The sequence below is a fragment of the Paenibacillus peoriae KCTC 3763 genome (assembly GCF_000236805.1).
Lineage (GTDB): Bacteria > Bacillota > Bacilli > Paenibacillales > Paenibacillaceae > Paenibacillus > Paenibacillus peoriae.
Genome location: NZ_AGFX01000047.1, coordinates 200,575 through 215,728, shown reverse-complemented (window position 1 = coordinate 215,728; position 15,154 = coordinate 200,575). Strand labels below are relative to the sequence as shown.

Genomic DNA, 15,154 nt, shown 5'->3' with positions numbered 1-15,154 from the left:
TCGGGCATGTTTGTAGATAGCGCGGGTCAGGGAACAAACGCGATTTGGGACAAGAACACGTGGAGCTTCCGGACAGCAGACACTACCGCACCGAAGCTGGTGTCGAAGGCACCGGAAGGTCTTCATTTCAGTGGTGCGAGTTTAGGACAAGCGTACTTTAACATGGAGTTCAATGAGCCAGTGAGATGGAATCACGGATATGTAAGACTGCACGAAGCATCGGGGGGAGCCGTAGTTCGCGAACTGCGGATATCCGGTGCAGGGGAATCGAACTGGACGTGGTGGAGTGATGTGAACATAGATGAGAACATAGCATTCTTTACGCTATCGGGTGGACTGGAAGAAGGAAAGTCCTATTATCTGGAAATTACCTCGGGAGCACTGACGGACTTAGCAATGAACCCGTATGTGGGAATGCACACGCCGGAGGACTGGACGTTCCGTACGCGAGATGAACGTTCACATCGTACTAAGGATAAGGAAACGCCTAAACAGGATACCTCGTCTGCTGCTTCCCCAACAGAGACCAAGACTGGGGCCGTATTAACAGACGCTAAGGCCGTAGCCGATAAGAGCGGTACTATTCAACTTATCGGTTTGAATGATGGAGGCGCTAGTCAAGCGCTGAATGTTACAAACGTTGACCAGAAAGAACTGTTGGTGGATGCTTCTGGCTATAGTGAAGCTGCAAAAGTGAGTATACCTTCCGCCTTTTTAGAACAATACGCGAAAGAAAACATAAATCTGCCGATTAGCATACGAACAGCAGCAGCCCAGTTTACTCTTTCTACTGAACTGGTCGACAAATTAGTCTCATTATATCCAGAAGATAGTCTGACAGTTGAAATTTCATCGTTGACAGGCGAAAACGGTGCACAAGTAAGACAAGCTATTGCTGACACGGGCTTAGCGGGTGTTGTGGTAAACCCGGTTGATTTCAAGCTAATGGCCGGAAATCAAGAGATTACTGAATTTTTCGGGAACTACGTGGAACGGAAATTAATTCTGGATCATGAAGTTGATCCTGAGCACGTTGCGGCCGTATGGTTCGATCCTAAGACAGGCGCGCTATCGTCTGTTCCCGTGTTGATCCGGAAGGTGAACGGACATACGGAAGCAATCATCAAATCCAATCATAACAGCATTTATGCTGTGGTCTCAGCAGACAAAAAGTTTAAGGATCTGGAGAATCATTGGGCGCAAAAAGATGTGGAGATGCTAGCAAACAAGCTGATTGTCAAAGGTGTTCAGCCTGACATTTTTGAGCCAAACCGGGCTGTAACAAGAGCTGAATTTGTGGCATTGCTTGTGCGTGGGCTTGGTATGCAGGAGAAGCCGTTAACAGAGCATTTTACAGATGTAAAAGAAAATGCCTGGTATGCCGGTAGTATTGGGGCTGCGATGGAAGCTGGTCTGATCCGTGGCTACGGGAATCAATCATTTGGACCAGAAAAGTTGATTACTCGCGAGGAGATCGTGGTCATTACCGAAAAGGCTGCACATTATGTTCAGGCTCTGAATGCCGGTCCTGCTAGTGAGAAATATAAAGAGATTTACAGCGATGCTTCCGCTGTTTCTCCTTGGGCCCAAGAGGCTGTGGCGCAGGCTACAGAGCAAGGCTTAATCAAAGGTATATCCCCAGGCTTACTTGCTCCCAAACAGCAGGCAACACGGGTAGAAGCGACTTCGGTATTAAAACGATTTTTACAGTTGATTAAATTTACGAATTAAAAAACAATGAATTAGACGAATAAGTACTCTTTTTTTGGCGATCCAGGTGGGTCGCTATTTTTTTATGCTTTATATAGATGTTATTATTAGAGCTATCCCTGTTTATTGATATAATTTTTCTAGGAAAAAGGAGGTGTGATGGTGATGGTGGAGGTGACTGGAATTATCGTGGCAGGCGGACGCTCTAGCAGAATGGGACAGGACAAAGCACTGCTCCAGCTCGGAGGAGTTACGGTGCTGGAGAGAATAGCTGCAGTGCTAGGACAAGTAGCGGGACGGGTTATTACAGTGACCCGGGATCCACAGCAATACAGGGAGCTTGGTCTGGAAACGACGACGGATCTGTATCCCGGCTTAGGCCCTTTATGCGGTATCCATGCGGGGCTTTCTGCTTCCAACACGGAGTGGGGGATTGTCGTGGCCTGTGATATGCCTCTCGTGCAGCCAGAGATATTGCGTGCTTTGCTGTCTCACGTAACGAATGGGGCAGCAGTGCAAGAGACAGCCAGTGAACAAAGGAAGCAACAAGTGCGAAAGAAGCGAGTAACATTGGCTGGAAATGACTTGTTGATCCAGCCAACGGAATCAGGATTACAGGCGGTGATCGCCTCTGTGGATGGACGTATACATCCGTTGCTGGGCTTATATCATCGAAGTGCGCTGCCGTCTGCCGAGAAATGTCTGCAAAGCGGCCATCTTCGTCTGATTGACTGGCTGAATTCCTTGAACGTTCGTTATGAGACAGCGGGCGAATGGCCGGGTGCAAGCTTGGATATGTGGAAGCAAGCTGTGTTCAATATGAACTATCCACAGGATTATCAGCTTATCGTGAAGCAATTGGAGCACTCGCCAAACGTACCGGGCACGCAGAAAAACACAGAACACTAATGACATCAAGGACAGGAATAAAAGATCAGAAGATAAGAGAGAAAATATACAATCATTTTTGGGGGAGTACATAATATGCTGGGAGCGATTATCCATGCCGTTTTATTGGCACTGGGACTGATTTTGCCTTTGGGAGTGCAAAATGTATTTGTGTTTAATCAGGGGGCGTCACAGTCGCGGTTTCGCAATGCACTGCCTGCCGTCATTACGGCAGGTGTCTGTGACACAATCCTGATCACGCTTGCGGTTGGGGGTGTATCCCTTGTTTTGCAGCGGTTTTTATGGCTCACGAATGTGCTCTATGCGGCAGGCTGTTTGTTTTTGCTATATATGGCCTGGACCCTTTGGAGATCACAGGCAGCTTCTTCGGGAGAAAGCCAGCCTATGCTTCCAAAACAGCAGGTGATTTTTGCTGCTTCGGTATCCTTACTGAATCCGCATGCCATACTCGACACCGTTGGCGTAATTGGAACCAGCTCACTTCAATATGGAGGCGCGGAGCGCTGGGCCTTTGGCTTGGCCACTGTGTCCGTATCGTGGATATGGTTTATCGGTCTGGCAATGGCCGGGCGTCTCGTCGGACGTATGGATTCAGAAGGAAGGTTCGGCACGGTGCTCAATAAAATATCGGCACTGATTATTTTAGGACTGGCTATTTATATGGCAATCAATTTCATCACCGGTATGTGATCCGAACCTTGTTAGAAGAAAAGCTTCAATATCACGAATACCCCGCTCAAAGCGAAGGGAATACCGATCAAAAACAGCGAGAAGGCAAGACAGCCTGCCCCATTTACACCGCCAGCAATTCTGGCGTCCCGAGGATTTGCCGGATTGTATAGTACATTGATCTTACTGCCAACCCGGTTGAAGCTTAGATTGGTGCTAAAAGGATTCCAGAACTCCACAGTTTGGCCTGAAGTCGTATAAAAACGTACTTTTAACTGGCGGGTGTAGCTGGTATCTACCGGATCATCACGATCAAAGGGAACGACATCTACGTCAACTTCAATATGCGCATCAACGATTTGCCCCTTGGTACGAATCCAATGACGTTTGCGATAGCGATGGCGACGGATAGTTCTGAATCCAAAATAGATCAGCAATAGCCCAAGCAAGCTGAACAACGGCATCAGCAGATCGGAGCTAAAATGAAACCAATACACATTAAAATCAATTGAAATGATAATCTACTCCTTTAGATAACACGTTAATCAATATATCGGAATATCGGACTAAGTGGATTACTTCTTGTTCAATAAGGGCATATCAAAGTCAACGCTATAGTTGCCTGGTAATCGCGGGCTTGAATCGCTACACGCCGACACATTGGGATTAAAGCATATTCGAGTCATAAACAAGAGAATATTCAAATGGAATAAAAAAAGTGACGCTGCTTACAACAGCGTCACCGTAATGCCTTGCTCCAGATGTCTCACATCCTGGAGCTCAATCCTGCCGGCCATGGCGTGCAAAGCTGCCGCCGTACCGCAGGCCGCTCCCTGCCGCAGCATGGCAGGGAGCTCCAGCCCCGCTGCCGCGCCGGTAACCAGCCCGGCGACCATGGCGTCACCGCTGCCGAGCGCGCTGACAATGTCCGCGTGCGGCAGGCTCACGCGGTAGCGCGCATCGCGCGTCACGGCCAGCGCCCCGCGTGCGCCGAGCGAAATGACGGCCAGCTGCGCTCCGGCCTCAAGCAGCTGCGCTGCCGCCGCTTCAGCGGCATCCGGGCGCGTGGGGTCGATGCCAGCGAAGTGGACGGCCTCGACCTCGTTGGGCTTCACGAGGTCGGGCTTTCCGCGCAGCCCCAGGCGCAGCGCTTCGCCGCTCGCGTCCAGCGCCACCCGCGCGCCGCGCGCCTTCGCCAGCGTGCACAGCTCGGCGTACAGATCTGGCGGGCAGCCGGGAGGCAGGCTGCCCGAGAACACGACCCAAGCCGAGTCTGCGGCAAGGGTCGTGATTTTGCGCCGCAGCGCGGCCAACTCCAGCGGTCCGATGGTCGGGCCGCTCTCAATGAGCTCGGTCTGCGTGTGCGCGGACGGGTCGAGCACGGTAATGGCGAGACGGGTTTCCCCGTGAGCGACTTCGATGAAATCGGCGCTCACACCTTCCGCGCTCAACCCGTCAGTGAGCAGCCGGCCGGTGTGTCCGGCGACAAATCCGGTCGCCCGCACAGGCTCGCCCAGCGTGTGAATGACGCGGGCGGCATTTACGCCCTTGCCGCCCGGCACCGTCAGACCGCCTTCGATGCGGTGGGCGGCATTCAAGCTGAAGCCTGCAACGGTGTAGATTTTATCTACAGCCGCATTAAGCGTTACGGTTGTAATCACAAGGCATCACTCCTTTAGGAAATCAGCTTTAATCCCAAAGCTGCGGCAAGAATCATGGCGATGAACAGGACACGCAATACGCTTTTTTGCTCACCGTACAAAAACATGCCTGTAATCGTGCTGCCTACCGTTCCGATGCCTGTCCATACCGCATAAGAAGTCCCCATAGGCAAACTCTTCATCGCATAGCTGAGCAACGAGAAGCTGAGAACAAAGGATAAGACCATCAGCATGAAAGCCTTCCATCCCTTGCCAACCGTAATTCCCTTCATGCCAATGACTCCGAATACTTCCGAACATCCCGCCATAACCAATGCAAACCAAGCCATTATGCGTCACTTCCTTTCTGAGCATCACGGTCAGTCACTAATTTCAGGCCAATGACACCTGCCAGCAAAAGGGCGATTAACAGCGTTTTAGACCATCGAAACGGTTCCCCGAATAGCAGCATTTCGCCTACGACGGTGCCACCTGTGCCCAGTCCGGTGAATACGGCATACACCGTGCCTACAGGCAGACGGCTGGCAGCCTTTATAATCAAATAAAAGCTGGCTGCAATAGCCAGCACGGTTATCATCCAGGCGAGTACAGAATCCGCGTGCTTCAGACCTGATACCCATACGACCTCAATCAGGCCGCCCACAAAAACATAAATCCAACTGCGGTTCATGATGAACGTTCTCCTCTCTGTTTCTTCATGCTTCATGAGGTGGAATTAACGTAATCCCACGCCAAAAAATAGGCCACGCAGCGTTCAGTCTCCGGTGGTAGTTGATGCTTCCACTGTACAATAGCTCCACCATGATTCCGTCCACCAATGTCATGTAGGCTAGAGCTACATCCACTGGCTCCATATGTCCAAAGGGTTCCCGATCCCGCGTATTCCGGATGCGGCGAGTCAATTTTCGCTCCATTTTGTCCAGAAAAGGATTAACAATATCCAGAACCTCGTTATACAAAGACACAGGCGGAAAGAAGGAAAAGCGAATCATAAACTTGGCGGTGTTGTTATTCTCATATTCCTGCCCCATCCAAAACAGGAAGTCATGCAGTGTATGCTCCAGCGACTGATCTATGCGTTCCGTAAAGTATTCGAAAATACGTAAATTCTGCTCTTGAAAAGCGTACCTCGCCACCTGTAGAAACAGATCCTCCTTGCCTTGGAAATGCGCATATATAGACGGTTTTCGAATACCGACCTCACCGGCAATATTGCTCAAGGATGCTCCCTCATACCCAATGGTGGCAAAATGGAAAAGAGCAGCTTTTCGAATGTCTTCCATCCCCATTATTCTCACCTACCTAACGTTCGTTAGTTATTCTTGCACGAAAAAAAATTAGTGTCAACCCCGTATCATTTCATTTGCAAGGATTTTGCAAGATCCTCTTGTACTTTGCTTTTCTCCAGATTCATTTTTTATCATCACCTTTAATAAAAAAGTGGGAAGAAATAAGGGGCTCATGTACAATATAATGAAGAATACCTGTCAAATGCAGTCCATTGGAAGTGAGGTTGGCTATGAGGCGAAGTTTGCTAGCCGTGTTGATCGCGGTTTTGGTGTTTATTTTTTATTATTTTGGCTTGTTTAATTCCATCGGCACAAATGAAGGGACTGTCATCAGTATCTTTTCTACTCTGACGGTTATCTCTATCAGTCTGATTATTTTTACGGAGAATCGCAATCCTTCCACTACGATGTCATGGATTTTACTGCTGGCTTTGCTGCCGGTTGTTGGACTTCCTCTTTACTTTTTGTTTGGGCAAAATGTTTTCAAACGCCGCAAGTATGACAAAAAGGCATTGCGTGACCAACAGGCTTACGAGCGGATTGAAAAGGATGCCATGCACGTCAAACGTGATCTGACCTGCTTTACAGATGAGCAGCAGCAGTTAATGCGTTTGGCTCGTAGACTGGCCCGCTCCCCGATTTATTTTGCAACGGAAACCCGAATTCTGAACAATGGGGATGAAACCTTCTCCACTTTGCTGGAAGAGCTGCGTAAGGCGCAGCATCATATCCATATGGAATATTACATTTTCCGGTCGGATGATATCGGTACAAGCATTCAGAAAATTTTGATCGAAAAGGCGAAAGCAGGCGTCAAGGTTCGGTTTATGTACGATGCGGTGGGCAGCATTCAGTTGTCGAAGGCATTTTTGAAGGAGATGAGAGATGCAGGAGTAGAAGTCGTTGCATACGGCGGCGCGCGGATTTTGTTCTTCTCCAGCCGGGTAAACTACCGTAATCACCGTAAAATCGTGGTCATTGACGGCAGTATCGGGCTGATTGGCGGTCTGAATGTAGGGGATGAGTATCTTAGTCGCAATAAAGCCTACGGCTTCTGGCGTGACACGCACATGATTGTGAAGGGTGAGGCTGTGCGGACGCTGCAGCTTATATTTTTGCAGGACTGGCTTCATATGACAGGCGAATCGGTGCTGGATAAGGAATATCTGTCTCCCAATATTGAACCGATTACAGACGGAGGCGTGCAGATCATTGCCAGCGGCCCGGATAATGAGCGGAGAACGCTCAAAAATTTGTTTTTCTCCATGATCACGTCCGCTCGCAAGTCGGTCTGGATCGCCACTCCTTATTTCATCCCGGATGAGGATATTCTGACTGCCCTGCGGATGGCTGCTCTCTCCGGTCTGGATGTGCGCATTCTGTTTCCTGCGAAACCGGACAAGTGGCTGCCGTTTCTCGCGTCCCATTCATACTTCCAATCGTTGCTGGAGGTAGGGGTCAAGGTATATGAATATGAAAAAGGGTTTCTTCACTCCAAGCTGCTCATCATTGATGGGGAAGTTGCTACCATCGGAACTGCCAATATGGACATGCGCAGCTTCCATCTGAACTTTGAAGTCAATGCTCTGCTGATTCAAACGCACAGTGTACAGCAGATGGTGAAGGATTACGAACGGGATTTGCATTCTGCCAGCCTAATTGTGCGCGAGGAATTTATGAAAAAGCGTTTGTTCAAACGCTTGATGGAATCGCTCGCCCGGCTGCTTTCACCACTCTTGTAGGATGAGTAGATCAATGCCGGGATTGTTAACTGGTGAGACACGTTCCTTCGCCGGAATTGGTTAATAAAAGAGCCCCATCGCGACGACAGGGCAGTTGGTATTCGATTAAAATAGTAAGATCGCATCGCACTTCTGCTTCGGATGATCCACGTATCCAGCACGTGAAATGCGCTTTTTATTTCCTGGACTACCTCCTGCGAAGCCCTGTCACTTAGATAGGCTATGGTTATCGGAATTTGAGTCAAAAATCAACCCCATAATTGGTGGGATTTCACGTTAAATCCACAACCACTTTCACTGTTTCCTTAGCATCAATGGCCTTATTAAAGGCCTCTTGAATATCATCAAGCTTGTATACCTGCGTTGTCAGGGTGGAAAGCTCATTCTTGAAATTTTTGAGATGCTCTACAACCTTGCAAAAATCTTCGTGGGTATAGCCGCTAGAACCCTTAATTACTACTTCTTTTGACATGATTTGGTGCAAGCTGACTGGCACCTCCGTTTTATAAACGGCAATAATTGAAATTCTGGCCTCGGGTTTAACGATTCTCATAACGCTTTCAAACAAAACCGGAGCACCTGCTGCATCTATAAACACATCTACATTGGGGACGTCAAGACCGTAAACGTTCATGGTACCAAAATGTGCTGCCAAGCCTTCTTCAAGTGTTGTTTCTGCTGTATTTACGGTTACAGCACCTATTCCAGCAGCTTTTGCCAATCGCCATTCGTCAATATCGACGACACAGACGTTGTCCATGCCTTCAGCAATCAAGCTGGCAGCAGCGAGAAGTCCGATCGGACCTGCGCCCAGAACGACAATATTATCGGTTGGCTGCGGGTTCGCGCTAAAAGCACCGTGCCGTCCAACGGCCATCGGTTCCAGCAGTGACGCGACCTCTAAGGGAACACTTTTATCGATTTCATACAGATTATGGTTAAGCTCAGCATCTTCCACCAGGACATACTGGGAGAATCCGGAACATTCCAGGGACAACCGTCTCCCAACTTTTTTTGCTGTAATGGGATTAATCCCTACACGCATCCCGACTTTGATCTGTGGAGACACTTCAGATCCAATTTCTACAACATCGCCGACCATTTCATGTCCAAATTCCGAACCAAGCCGGATTCCCATATCTCCTTTACCGGCCTTGACGATATTAATATCTGTACCGCAGATCCCGCCGCACAAATTTTTGACCAGGACATCTTTGGGAGCCACAATCGGAATTGATTTTTCCTCAATCCGAATATCATTTTTGCCATAATAGATCGCTGCCTTCATTTCTGACTTCACTCCCTATGAATTATAATCGTTCGTCTGCACGTTTTTTTACTTCAACAGCTTCCAATGAGGGATTGGATTGCCTTATCATGCAGCAGGAATGTTTCAAATATGTTGAAGAAATGTGTGCGAAATATTAATGAAAAAGCTACTCAAACATTTTTTTAATATCTGCCTATTATGATGATTCATAATTCTATTCCCTTGGAAAGGACGTTTTTATGATCAACATACTTGTTGTCGAGGACGATACCAAGCTCAACCAAATTATCTGCACCTATTTAAGCAACAACGGATACAAAGCCAAAGGTTGCCTGAATGCGCGGGAGGCATATGACTTGATGTATAACAATTTGTATGACCTTCTCATATCCGACGTCATGATGCCGGAAATCGACGGCTTTGAATTTGCGGAGACGGTCAGAGGTATTAACAAAACAATCCCTATTCTTTTTATTACGGCCCGTGACGATATTTCCTCCAAACAAAAAGGCTTCCTTGCAGGCATTGACGATTACATGGTGAAACCGATTAATATGGATGAACTGGTCTTGCGAGTGGGGGCGCTGCTTCGACGGGCCAATATTGCCCATGAGAAAAAGCTGAGGGTAGGGAGCCTTTTGATGGATGCAGATGATAGGACTGCAACGGTGAACGGTAGAGAAGTTCCCGTGACGGTCAGGGAATTTAATATTCTCTATAAATTGCTCTCCTATCCTAAGCGTACCTTTTCACGTGCCCAACTGATGGACGAGTTTTGGGGCATTGAGAGCCAAACCAGCCTTCGTGCGGTGGATGTTTATATTGTCAAGCTCAGGGACAAGTTTTCCTGCTGTGAGGATTTTAAGATCATGACGGTGCATGGTCTTGGCTACAAGGCAGTGCTTCAATGAAGAAGTTGAAGCCGGATGTCCGGATTATGTCATCTTATTTTTCATGGAAAGATTTTTTGGTCACCTATTTTTTGCTGTCCACACTAACCGCAGGGCAAGCGTTAATCTATAACGCGTATATTCCCGGAGAATACCTCCCGTGGCAGTACATCTTCGGGATCTCAGGTTATTGGATCATCGTAAGCCTCATATATTGCCTTGTTACCGCTCGACAAAAGTACAACAAATTTGATAAGCCCATGCGAAAACTTAGTGAGGCGGCAAAACAGGTTGCTGAGGGTGACTTTTCGGTCTATCTCGAACCCATTCACAAAGCAGACAAGAAGGATTATGTAGACGTGATGTTTGAGGATTTCAACAAGATGGTCGAAGAGTTGGGCAGCATTGAAACGCTGAAAAACGACTTTATTGCCAATGTATCCCATGAAATCAAGACCCCGCTGTCTGTCATTCACGGCTACGCTATGGCACTGAAGCAGGATGATTTGCCGCCGGAGCTTCGGAAGGATTATACGGATACAATCATTTTTTCCACTAATAAACTAGCAACACTCGTAGTCAACATACTTAAGTTAAGCAAATTGGAGAATCAGGAGATCAGCCCTGCGTCCGACCCCTACGACCTGTGCAGGCAGCTGTGCGACTGCGCTCTTTATTTTGAAAATGCATGGGAAGAAAAAAACATTGAATTGGTGGTGGATATAGGGGAACGAGCCATCATTCACGCGGATGAAAGCATGATGGAGATTGTATGGCACAATCTGATCTCCAATGCGCTAAAATTTACATCTCCCGGTGGAACGATCATCCTAAGGCAAATTTCGGACGAAGATACGATTACCGTCATGGTATCAGACACGGGCTGCGGCATGGACGAGGAAACGATGAAGCATATTTTCGATAAATTCTATCAGGGCGATCCTTCACATCATGCAGAGGGAAACGGGCTTGGACTTGCGCTTTCACTGCGCGTGATTGAACTGGTTGGCGGGGTCATATCGGTTAAGAGCGAACTGGGCGTGGGAACAACATTCACAGTCCAATTAAAAGTAGAAAAGTGAGGAGCCAGCGGTTAGGAGCAGCCTAAATTCGAAGTCATCGAATTCGGGCTGCCTTTTATTTGATACACCGATACGACAGGTATATCCAAATGAAGGGAAAATACTTGCCCCCAAACAAATATAGATACCATGTCCAAAGGCGAGATGACGATTGATTGTGCGCGTAATATCCAGCTCCTCTGGCTGTTGAGGACATATGTCCTTTATTGGAAGTCTGCCCTATACTTTAATATATAAAAACGTCATTTACACGGGGAGAATAACGATTGATGAGAGGAATTTTGTTTGCTTTTCTAGGAGGCGCTTGCATTACGCTGCAAGGGGTGGCGAATACACGAATCAGTCATGATATCGGTACATGGCAGGCAGCTACAGTTACTCAATTAACTGGCTTTATTTTGGCTGCCTTGGTCTGGATGGTTACACGGGACGGACGTGTGGCCGAAATGAAACAGGTAAAGCCGATGTATCTATGGGGTGGTGCATTTGCAGCTATTATTATATTCAGTGAAGTTACGGCTATTCAGCATATCGGGGTAACGTTCACGATTTCGGCTCTGTTGATTTCCCAGCTGTGTTTAACCTTCCTGGCAGATATCAGGGGATGGTTCGGTCTAGTGAAGCAAAAAATGAGGCTGCCGCAGTTTATAGGCATTGGCATGATGATTGCGGGTGTGGTTATTTTGAAGCTTTAACTAGAACTTCATTCGTTATTCGTCGAAAAAGTCCAGAACGCAGAATTGAAGGTGAGCTTAGGAATGAGAGAAATTCAGGACCAAGAGCAACTGCAACATTTTTTGCAGCTGCACCAGCTGGAATCCATACTCTATGAGCCACTGCGTCCTCATTTATCGCTGCATCGTTTGGAACAAGGGGAAAAGCTTTGCTCACAGGGGGATACTATTGAATATCTGTACATATTGGTACAGGGCAAGGTCAAGATTTATACCAGCTCTACAGAAGGCAAGACACTGATCCTCTGCTTCAAAAAACCGATCGAAGTCATTGGAGATGTTGAATATATTCGCAGTAGTCACGTAATTAACACGGTAGAGGCGGTGTCTCCGATCTATGTGATCGGCATCCACCATCAATGGATGCATAAATACGGAAGCGACTATGCCCCTTTACTGCAATTTTTACTGGATGTTGTCACACGAAAGTTTTGCCTGGACTCCGACTTTTCCAATTTTAATCTCATGTACCCCGTCGAAGTCAGGCTGGCGAGCTACCTGCTATCCGTTTCTTTTGAGGAATCTGATTCCGCCTTTCATGAGGAATTACGGGTATCCAGCCTGGTGGATGTGGCCAATCTGATCGGAACCAGCTACAGGCATCTTAACCGTGTCATACGCAAGATGATTGAGGATGGATGGGTTGAGCGGACAAAAGGTTACATTGTCATTCGGGACAGACAAGGTTTAAACGAGCTGGCAGGCCAGAATATTTACGAGTCTATATAAACCAAAGGATTATCAGGGGAGAGTTGAAATCATGTTATTAGGGATTGTACTGGCGATTATCGCAGGTGCCTTGGTCAGTTTGCAAACGATATTCAACAATAAGGTGAATGAGCGGACAGGTTCATGGGCTACAACTACATTGGTGCTGGGCACAGGCTTTCTGGCTTCCTTGCTCGGAAGTCTTATTTTTGAAGGGAAAAATACATTTACGTTGCAGTATATGCAGCTGTGGTACTGGTTCAGTGGAATGATTGGTGTCGGCGTCGTGTTCTGTCTGGTACAAGGCATGAAGCGGCTTGGCCCAACCTATGCGATCTCGATTGTATTGACGGCACAATTAGGTACTGCTCTGTTGTGGGATTCGCTGGGCTGGCTGGGGCTGGAAAAGATCCCGTTCACCTTTAATAAGCTGATCGGGGTGCTGGTTATTATCGGCGGTATTCTGGTATTCAAGCTTGGTCAGGGGCGTACGAAGGAGCAACAAAAAAACATTACGCCTGTACCTGACTCACTGGAGGGATGAATTGAGGCAAGACGGCCTATATCCTGACAGGGTAAGAAAAGAAGCCGCCCCTTCAATGGGAGCGGTTTTTGCGATGTATATATTTTTCCATCCATGATACAATGAAGATATCTTAAATTGACGTTTTTAAAGGCTCTGATACAGGAGACGATAAACAGATCGGTTACCGTGTTCGGGAACGGTCTTATTTGTGCTTCATGGCCCCGATACCGATAAACAGAGCGATTTGGATGAGGTGAAATATAGATGAGTAATACAGAGCAAAAAGGATCACCTGAGAGTTCTGGCAGATCCGGCTCTTTGCTGCCTGCTGCGCGGACAGGTGAACGGAAGATTGAGCACGTCCGCCTTTGTCTGCAAGAAGATGTGGCGGGACAAGGCATCACCAGCGGGCTGGAGCGGTATGCCTTTAAGCACTGCGCACTGCCGGAACTGCATTTTGACGAGGTGCGTCTGAATACTGCCTTTCTGGGACGCACTGTGCGTACACCGCTGCTCATAAGCTCCATGACAGGCGGCAGCGCTGAGACGGGAGCGATTAATGAGCGATTGGCAGAGACGGCTGAGAAGCGTGGCTGGGCGTTGGGAGTTGGCTCGGTAAGAGCTGCGGTGGAAAGGGAAGAATTGGCTTCAACCTTTGCGGTTCGCCGTCTGGCACCCAGTATACCGATATTCGCCAATCTGGGGGCGGTACAGCTAAACTACGGATTTGGTGTGGACGATTGTCGTCGTGCCGTGGAAATTGCCGGAGCGGACATGCTGGTACTGCATTTGAACGGATTGCAGGAGATTTTTCAACCCGAAGGGAATATAAATTTCAGCGGTCTGCTTGGGCGTATCGAGGAGCTGTGCCGTCAGCTTTCAGTGCCTGTAGGAGTCAAGGAAGTAGGCTGGGGCATTGATGGCGAAACGGCCTCTAGACTATATGATGCGGGTGCTGCTTTTATTGATGTCGCTGGCGCAGGCGGGACAAGCTGGAGCCAGGTGGAAAAATTCCGCAATCCCGATCCTGTACGCCGTGCGGCGGCGGAAGCGTTTGCCGATTGGGGGAACTCCACCGCAGATTGCATCGTAGAAGTCAGAGCCGTTCAGCCCAATGGTGCTCTGATCGGCAGCGGTGGATTGAGAGACGGTGTCGATGCCGCCAAGGCGCTTGCTTTGGGCGCTGACATGGCAGGCTTCGGACGTTCCTTGCTCGGTTCGGCGGTCGCCTCCAGCGAGGCGTTGGAAGCCCGATTGGAGCAGGTGGAGCTGGAATTGCGTACAGTCATGTTTGGCATCGGCGTAGCTGGGATTGAAGGTCTTAAAGACACGACTCGACTAAGAAAGAAGGCGAACGGATGAGTGGATTTATCAGATTGGTTCCGATGAGTGCAGAGCAATATGAACGCTTTGAACAGCGCTCGCTCGCGGATTTCGCGGAGGAGAAAATCCGGGTAGGCGAGTGGACGGTGGAAGAAGCACCGGAACGGGCAAAGGAAAGCTTTGCAACATATTTGCCGCAAAGATTGGATACCCCCCATGCTCACCTGTACATGCTTGAATATTCAGGTATTGCTGGTCAGAGCCCGGAGGAAGCGGGATATATCTGGTTCAACATTACAGAAGGTACGCAAGGCAAAGAAGCTTTTTTGCTGGATATTCTCGTTTATAATTCATATCAGGGACGAGGTCTGGGGACGTTGACGATGGGAGCGTTGGAACAGGAAGCCCGCAAGCTGGGTGCGGTTCGCATCGGTCTGCACGTATTCGGGCATAATGAGCGAGCTTTGCATGTATATCGCAAGTCTGGTTATCGGGTTACGGATATCCAGATGAGCAAAGAAATCTAAATAGCGATGCAGCAAAATCCTAAAACCACGGCCGTATGCTTGCCGCATGTATAGGTTCTCCTATATAATGTGGGTTGGTAAACTAACAGATGGTATAACGCATATTTTATATAA

17 protein-coding genes are annotated in these 15,154 nt (G+C 48.3%); 11 read left to right on the top strand and 6 right to left on the bottom strand.

All coding sequences use genetic code 11. From position 1 onward, the window contains the following. The 3 genes from KQI_RS0125620 to KQI_RS0125610 all read left to right on the top strand — a co-directional run. A partial coding sequence (locus KQI_RS0125620) for an S-layer homology domain-containing protein (RefSeq protein WP_010349757.1) occupies positions 1 to 1,731 on the top strand: 1,731 nt, incomplete at its 5' end. Positions 1,732 to 1,875: 144 nt separating this feature from the next. After that, positions 1,876 to 2,619, top strand: a complete 744-nt coding sequence (gene mobA / locus KQI_RS27345) for a molybdenum cofactor guanylyltransferase (RefSeq protein ID WP_010349756.1) — start codon at positions 1,876 to 1,878, stop codon at positions 2,617 to 2,619. A 75-nt stretch (positions 2,620 to 2,694) separates the two neighbouring features. Then, a complete protein-coding gene (locus KQI_RS0125610) occupies positions 2,695 to 3,309 on the top strand; it encodes a LysE/ArgO family amino acid transporter (protein WP_010349755.1) in 615 nt (204 codons plus the stop codon). 11 nt (positions 3,310 to 3,320) lie between these two features. Here KQI_RS0125610 and KQI_RS0125605 read toward each other — a convergent pair whose 3' ends face one another. The 5 genes from KQI_RS0125605 to KQI_RS0125585 form a co-directional block, all read right to left on the bottom strand. Continuing rightward, entirely contained in the window at positions 3,321 to 3,785 is a 465-nt protein-coding gene (locus tag KQI_RS0125605) for a DUF3592 domain-containing protein (protein WP_010349754.1), read from the bottom strand. A gap of 231 nt (positions 3,786 to 4,016) precedes the next feature. Further along, positions 4,017 to 4,949 (bottom strand): 1-phosphofructokinase family hexose kinase, encoded by a 933-nt coding sequence (locus KQI_RS0125600; protein ID WP_010349753.1) that lies wholly within the window; start codon positions 4,947 to 4,949, stop codon positions 4,017 to 4,019. Positions 4,950 to 4,963: 14 nt separating this feature from the next. After that, positions 4,964 to 5,278, bottom strand: a complete 315-nt coding sequence (locus KQI_RS0125595) for a DMT family transporter (protein ID WP_010349752.1) — start codon at positions 5,276 to 5,278, stop codon at positions 4,964 to 4,966. Beyond that, a complete protein-coding gene (locus tag KQI_RS0125590; RefSeq protein ID WP_010349750.1) occupies positions 5,278 to 5,619 on the bottom strand; it encodes a DMT family transporter in 342 nt (113 codons plus the stop codon). The genes KQI_RS0125595 and KQI_RS0125590 overlap by 1 nt, the downstream gene beginning before the upstream one ends. A 25-nt stretch (positions 5,620 to 5,644) precedes the next feature. Beyond that, positions 5,645 to 6,238: a TetR/AcrR family transcriptional regulator gene (locus KQI_RS0125585; RefSeq protein WP_010349749.1), complete on the bottom strand. Its 594-nt coding sequence runs from the start codon at positions 6,236 to 6,238 to the stop codon at positions 5,645 to 5,647. A 230-nt stretch (positions 6,239 to 6,468) separates the two neighbouring features. Here KQI_RS0125585 and cls point away from each other — a divergent pair, with 230 nt between their 5' ends. Then, positions 6,469 to 7,980 (top strand): cardiolipin synthase, encoded by a 1,512-nt coding sequence (cls, locus tag KQI_RS0125580; RefSeq protein WP_010349748.1) that lies wholly within the window; start codon positions 6,469 to 6,471, stop codon positions 7,978 to 7,980. 271 nt (positions 7,981 to 8,251) lie between these two features. On the opposite strand, the gene KQI_RS0125575 is transcribed toward cls, so the two are convergent. Next, positions 8,252 to 9,268: a zinc-dependent alcohol dehydrogenase gene (locus KQI_RS0125575; protein WP_010349746.1), complete on the bottom strand. Its 1,017-nt coding sequence runs from the start codon at positions 9,266 to 9,268 to the stop codon at positions 8,252 to 8,254. Between the two features lie 221 nt (positions 9,269 to 9,489). Here KQI_RS0125575 and KQI_RS0125570 point away from each other — a divergent pair, with 221 nt between their 5' ends. The 7 genes from KQI_RS0125570 to KQI_RS0125540 all read left to right on the top strand — a co-directional run bounded on the left by KQI_RS0125570 (position 9,490) and on the right by KQI_RS0125540 (position 15,040). Continuing rightward, a complete protein-coding gene (locus KQI_RS0125570; RefSeq protein ID WP_010349745.1) occupies positions 9,490 to 10,161 on the top strand; it encodes a response regulator transcription factor in 672 nt (223 codons plus the stop codon). Then, positions 10,158 to 11,222 carry a HAMP domain-containing sensor histidine kinase gene (locus KQI_RS0125565; RefSeq protein WP_010349744.1) on the top strand — a complete coding sequence of 355 codons (1,065 nt, stop codon included), beginning with the start codon at positions 10,158 to 10,160 and terminating at the stop codon, positions 11,220 to 11,222. The genes KQI_RS0125570 and KQI_RS0125565 overlap by 4 nt, the downstream gene beginning before the upstream one ends. Positions 11,223 to 11,491: 269 nt before the next feature. Continuing rightward, a complete protein-coding gene (locus KQI_RS0125560; RefSeq protein WP_010349743.1) occupies positions 11,492 to 11,917 on the top strand; it encodes a DMT family transporter in 426 nt (141 codons plus the stop codon). A gap of 63 nt (positions 11,918 to 11,980) precedes the next feature. Next, the gene (locus KQI_RS0125555) at positions 11,981 to 12,685 is read left to right on the top strand and encodes a Crp/Fnr family transcriptional regulator (RefSeq protein ID WP_010349742.1); all 705 of its coding nucleotides are present in this window, start codon (positions 11,981 to 11,983) and stop codon (positions 12,683 to 12,685) included. Positions 12,686 to 12,716: 31 nt separating this feature from the next. Next, positions 12,717 to 13,208 (top strand): DMT family transporter, encoded by a 492-nt coding sequence (locus tag KQI_RS0125550; protein WP_010349741.1) that lies wholly within the window; start codon positions 12,717 to 12,719, stop codon positions 13,206 to 13,208. 246 nt (positions 13,209 to 13,454) lie between these two features. Continuing rightward, entirely contained in the window at positions 13,455 to 14,552 is a 1,098-nt protein-coding gene (gene fni / locus KQI_RS0125545; protein ID WP_010349740.1) for a type 2 isopentenyl-diphosphate Delta-isomerase, read from the top strand. Beyond that, positions 14,549 to 15,040 carry a GNAT family N-acetyltransferase gene (locus tag KQI_RS0125540; RefSeq protein ID WP_010349739.1) on the top strand — a complete coding sequence of 164 codons (492 nt, stop codon included), beginning with the start codon at positions 14,549 to 14,551 and terminating at the stop codon, positions 15,038 to 15,040. The genes fni and KQI_RS0125540 overlap by 4 nt, the downstream gene beginning before the upstream one ends. The last annotated feature ends 114 nt before the right edge of the window (positions 15,041 to 15,154 follow it).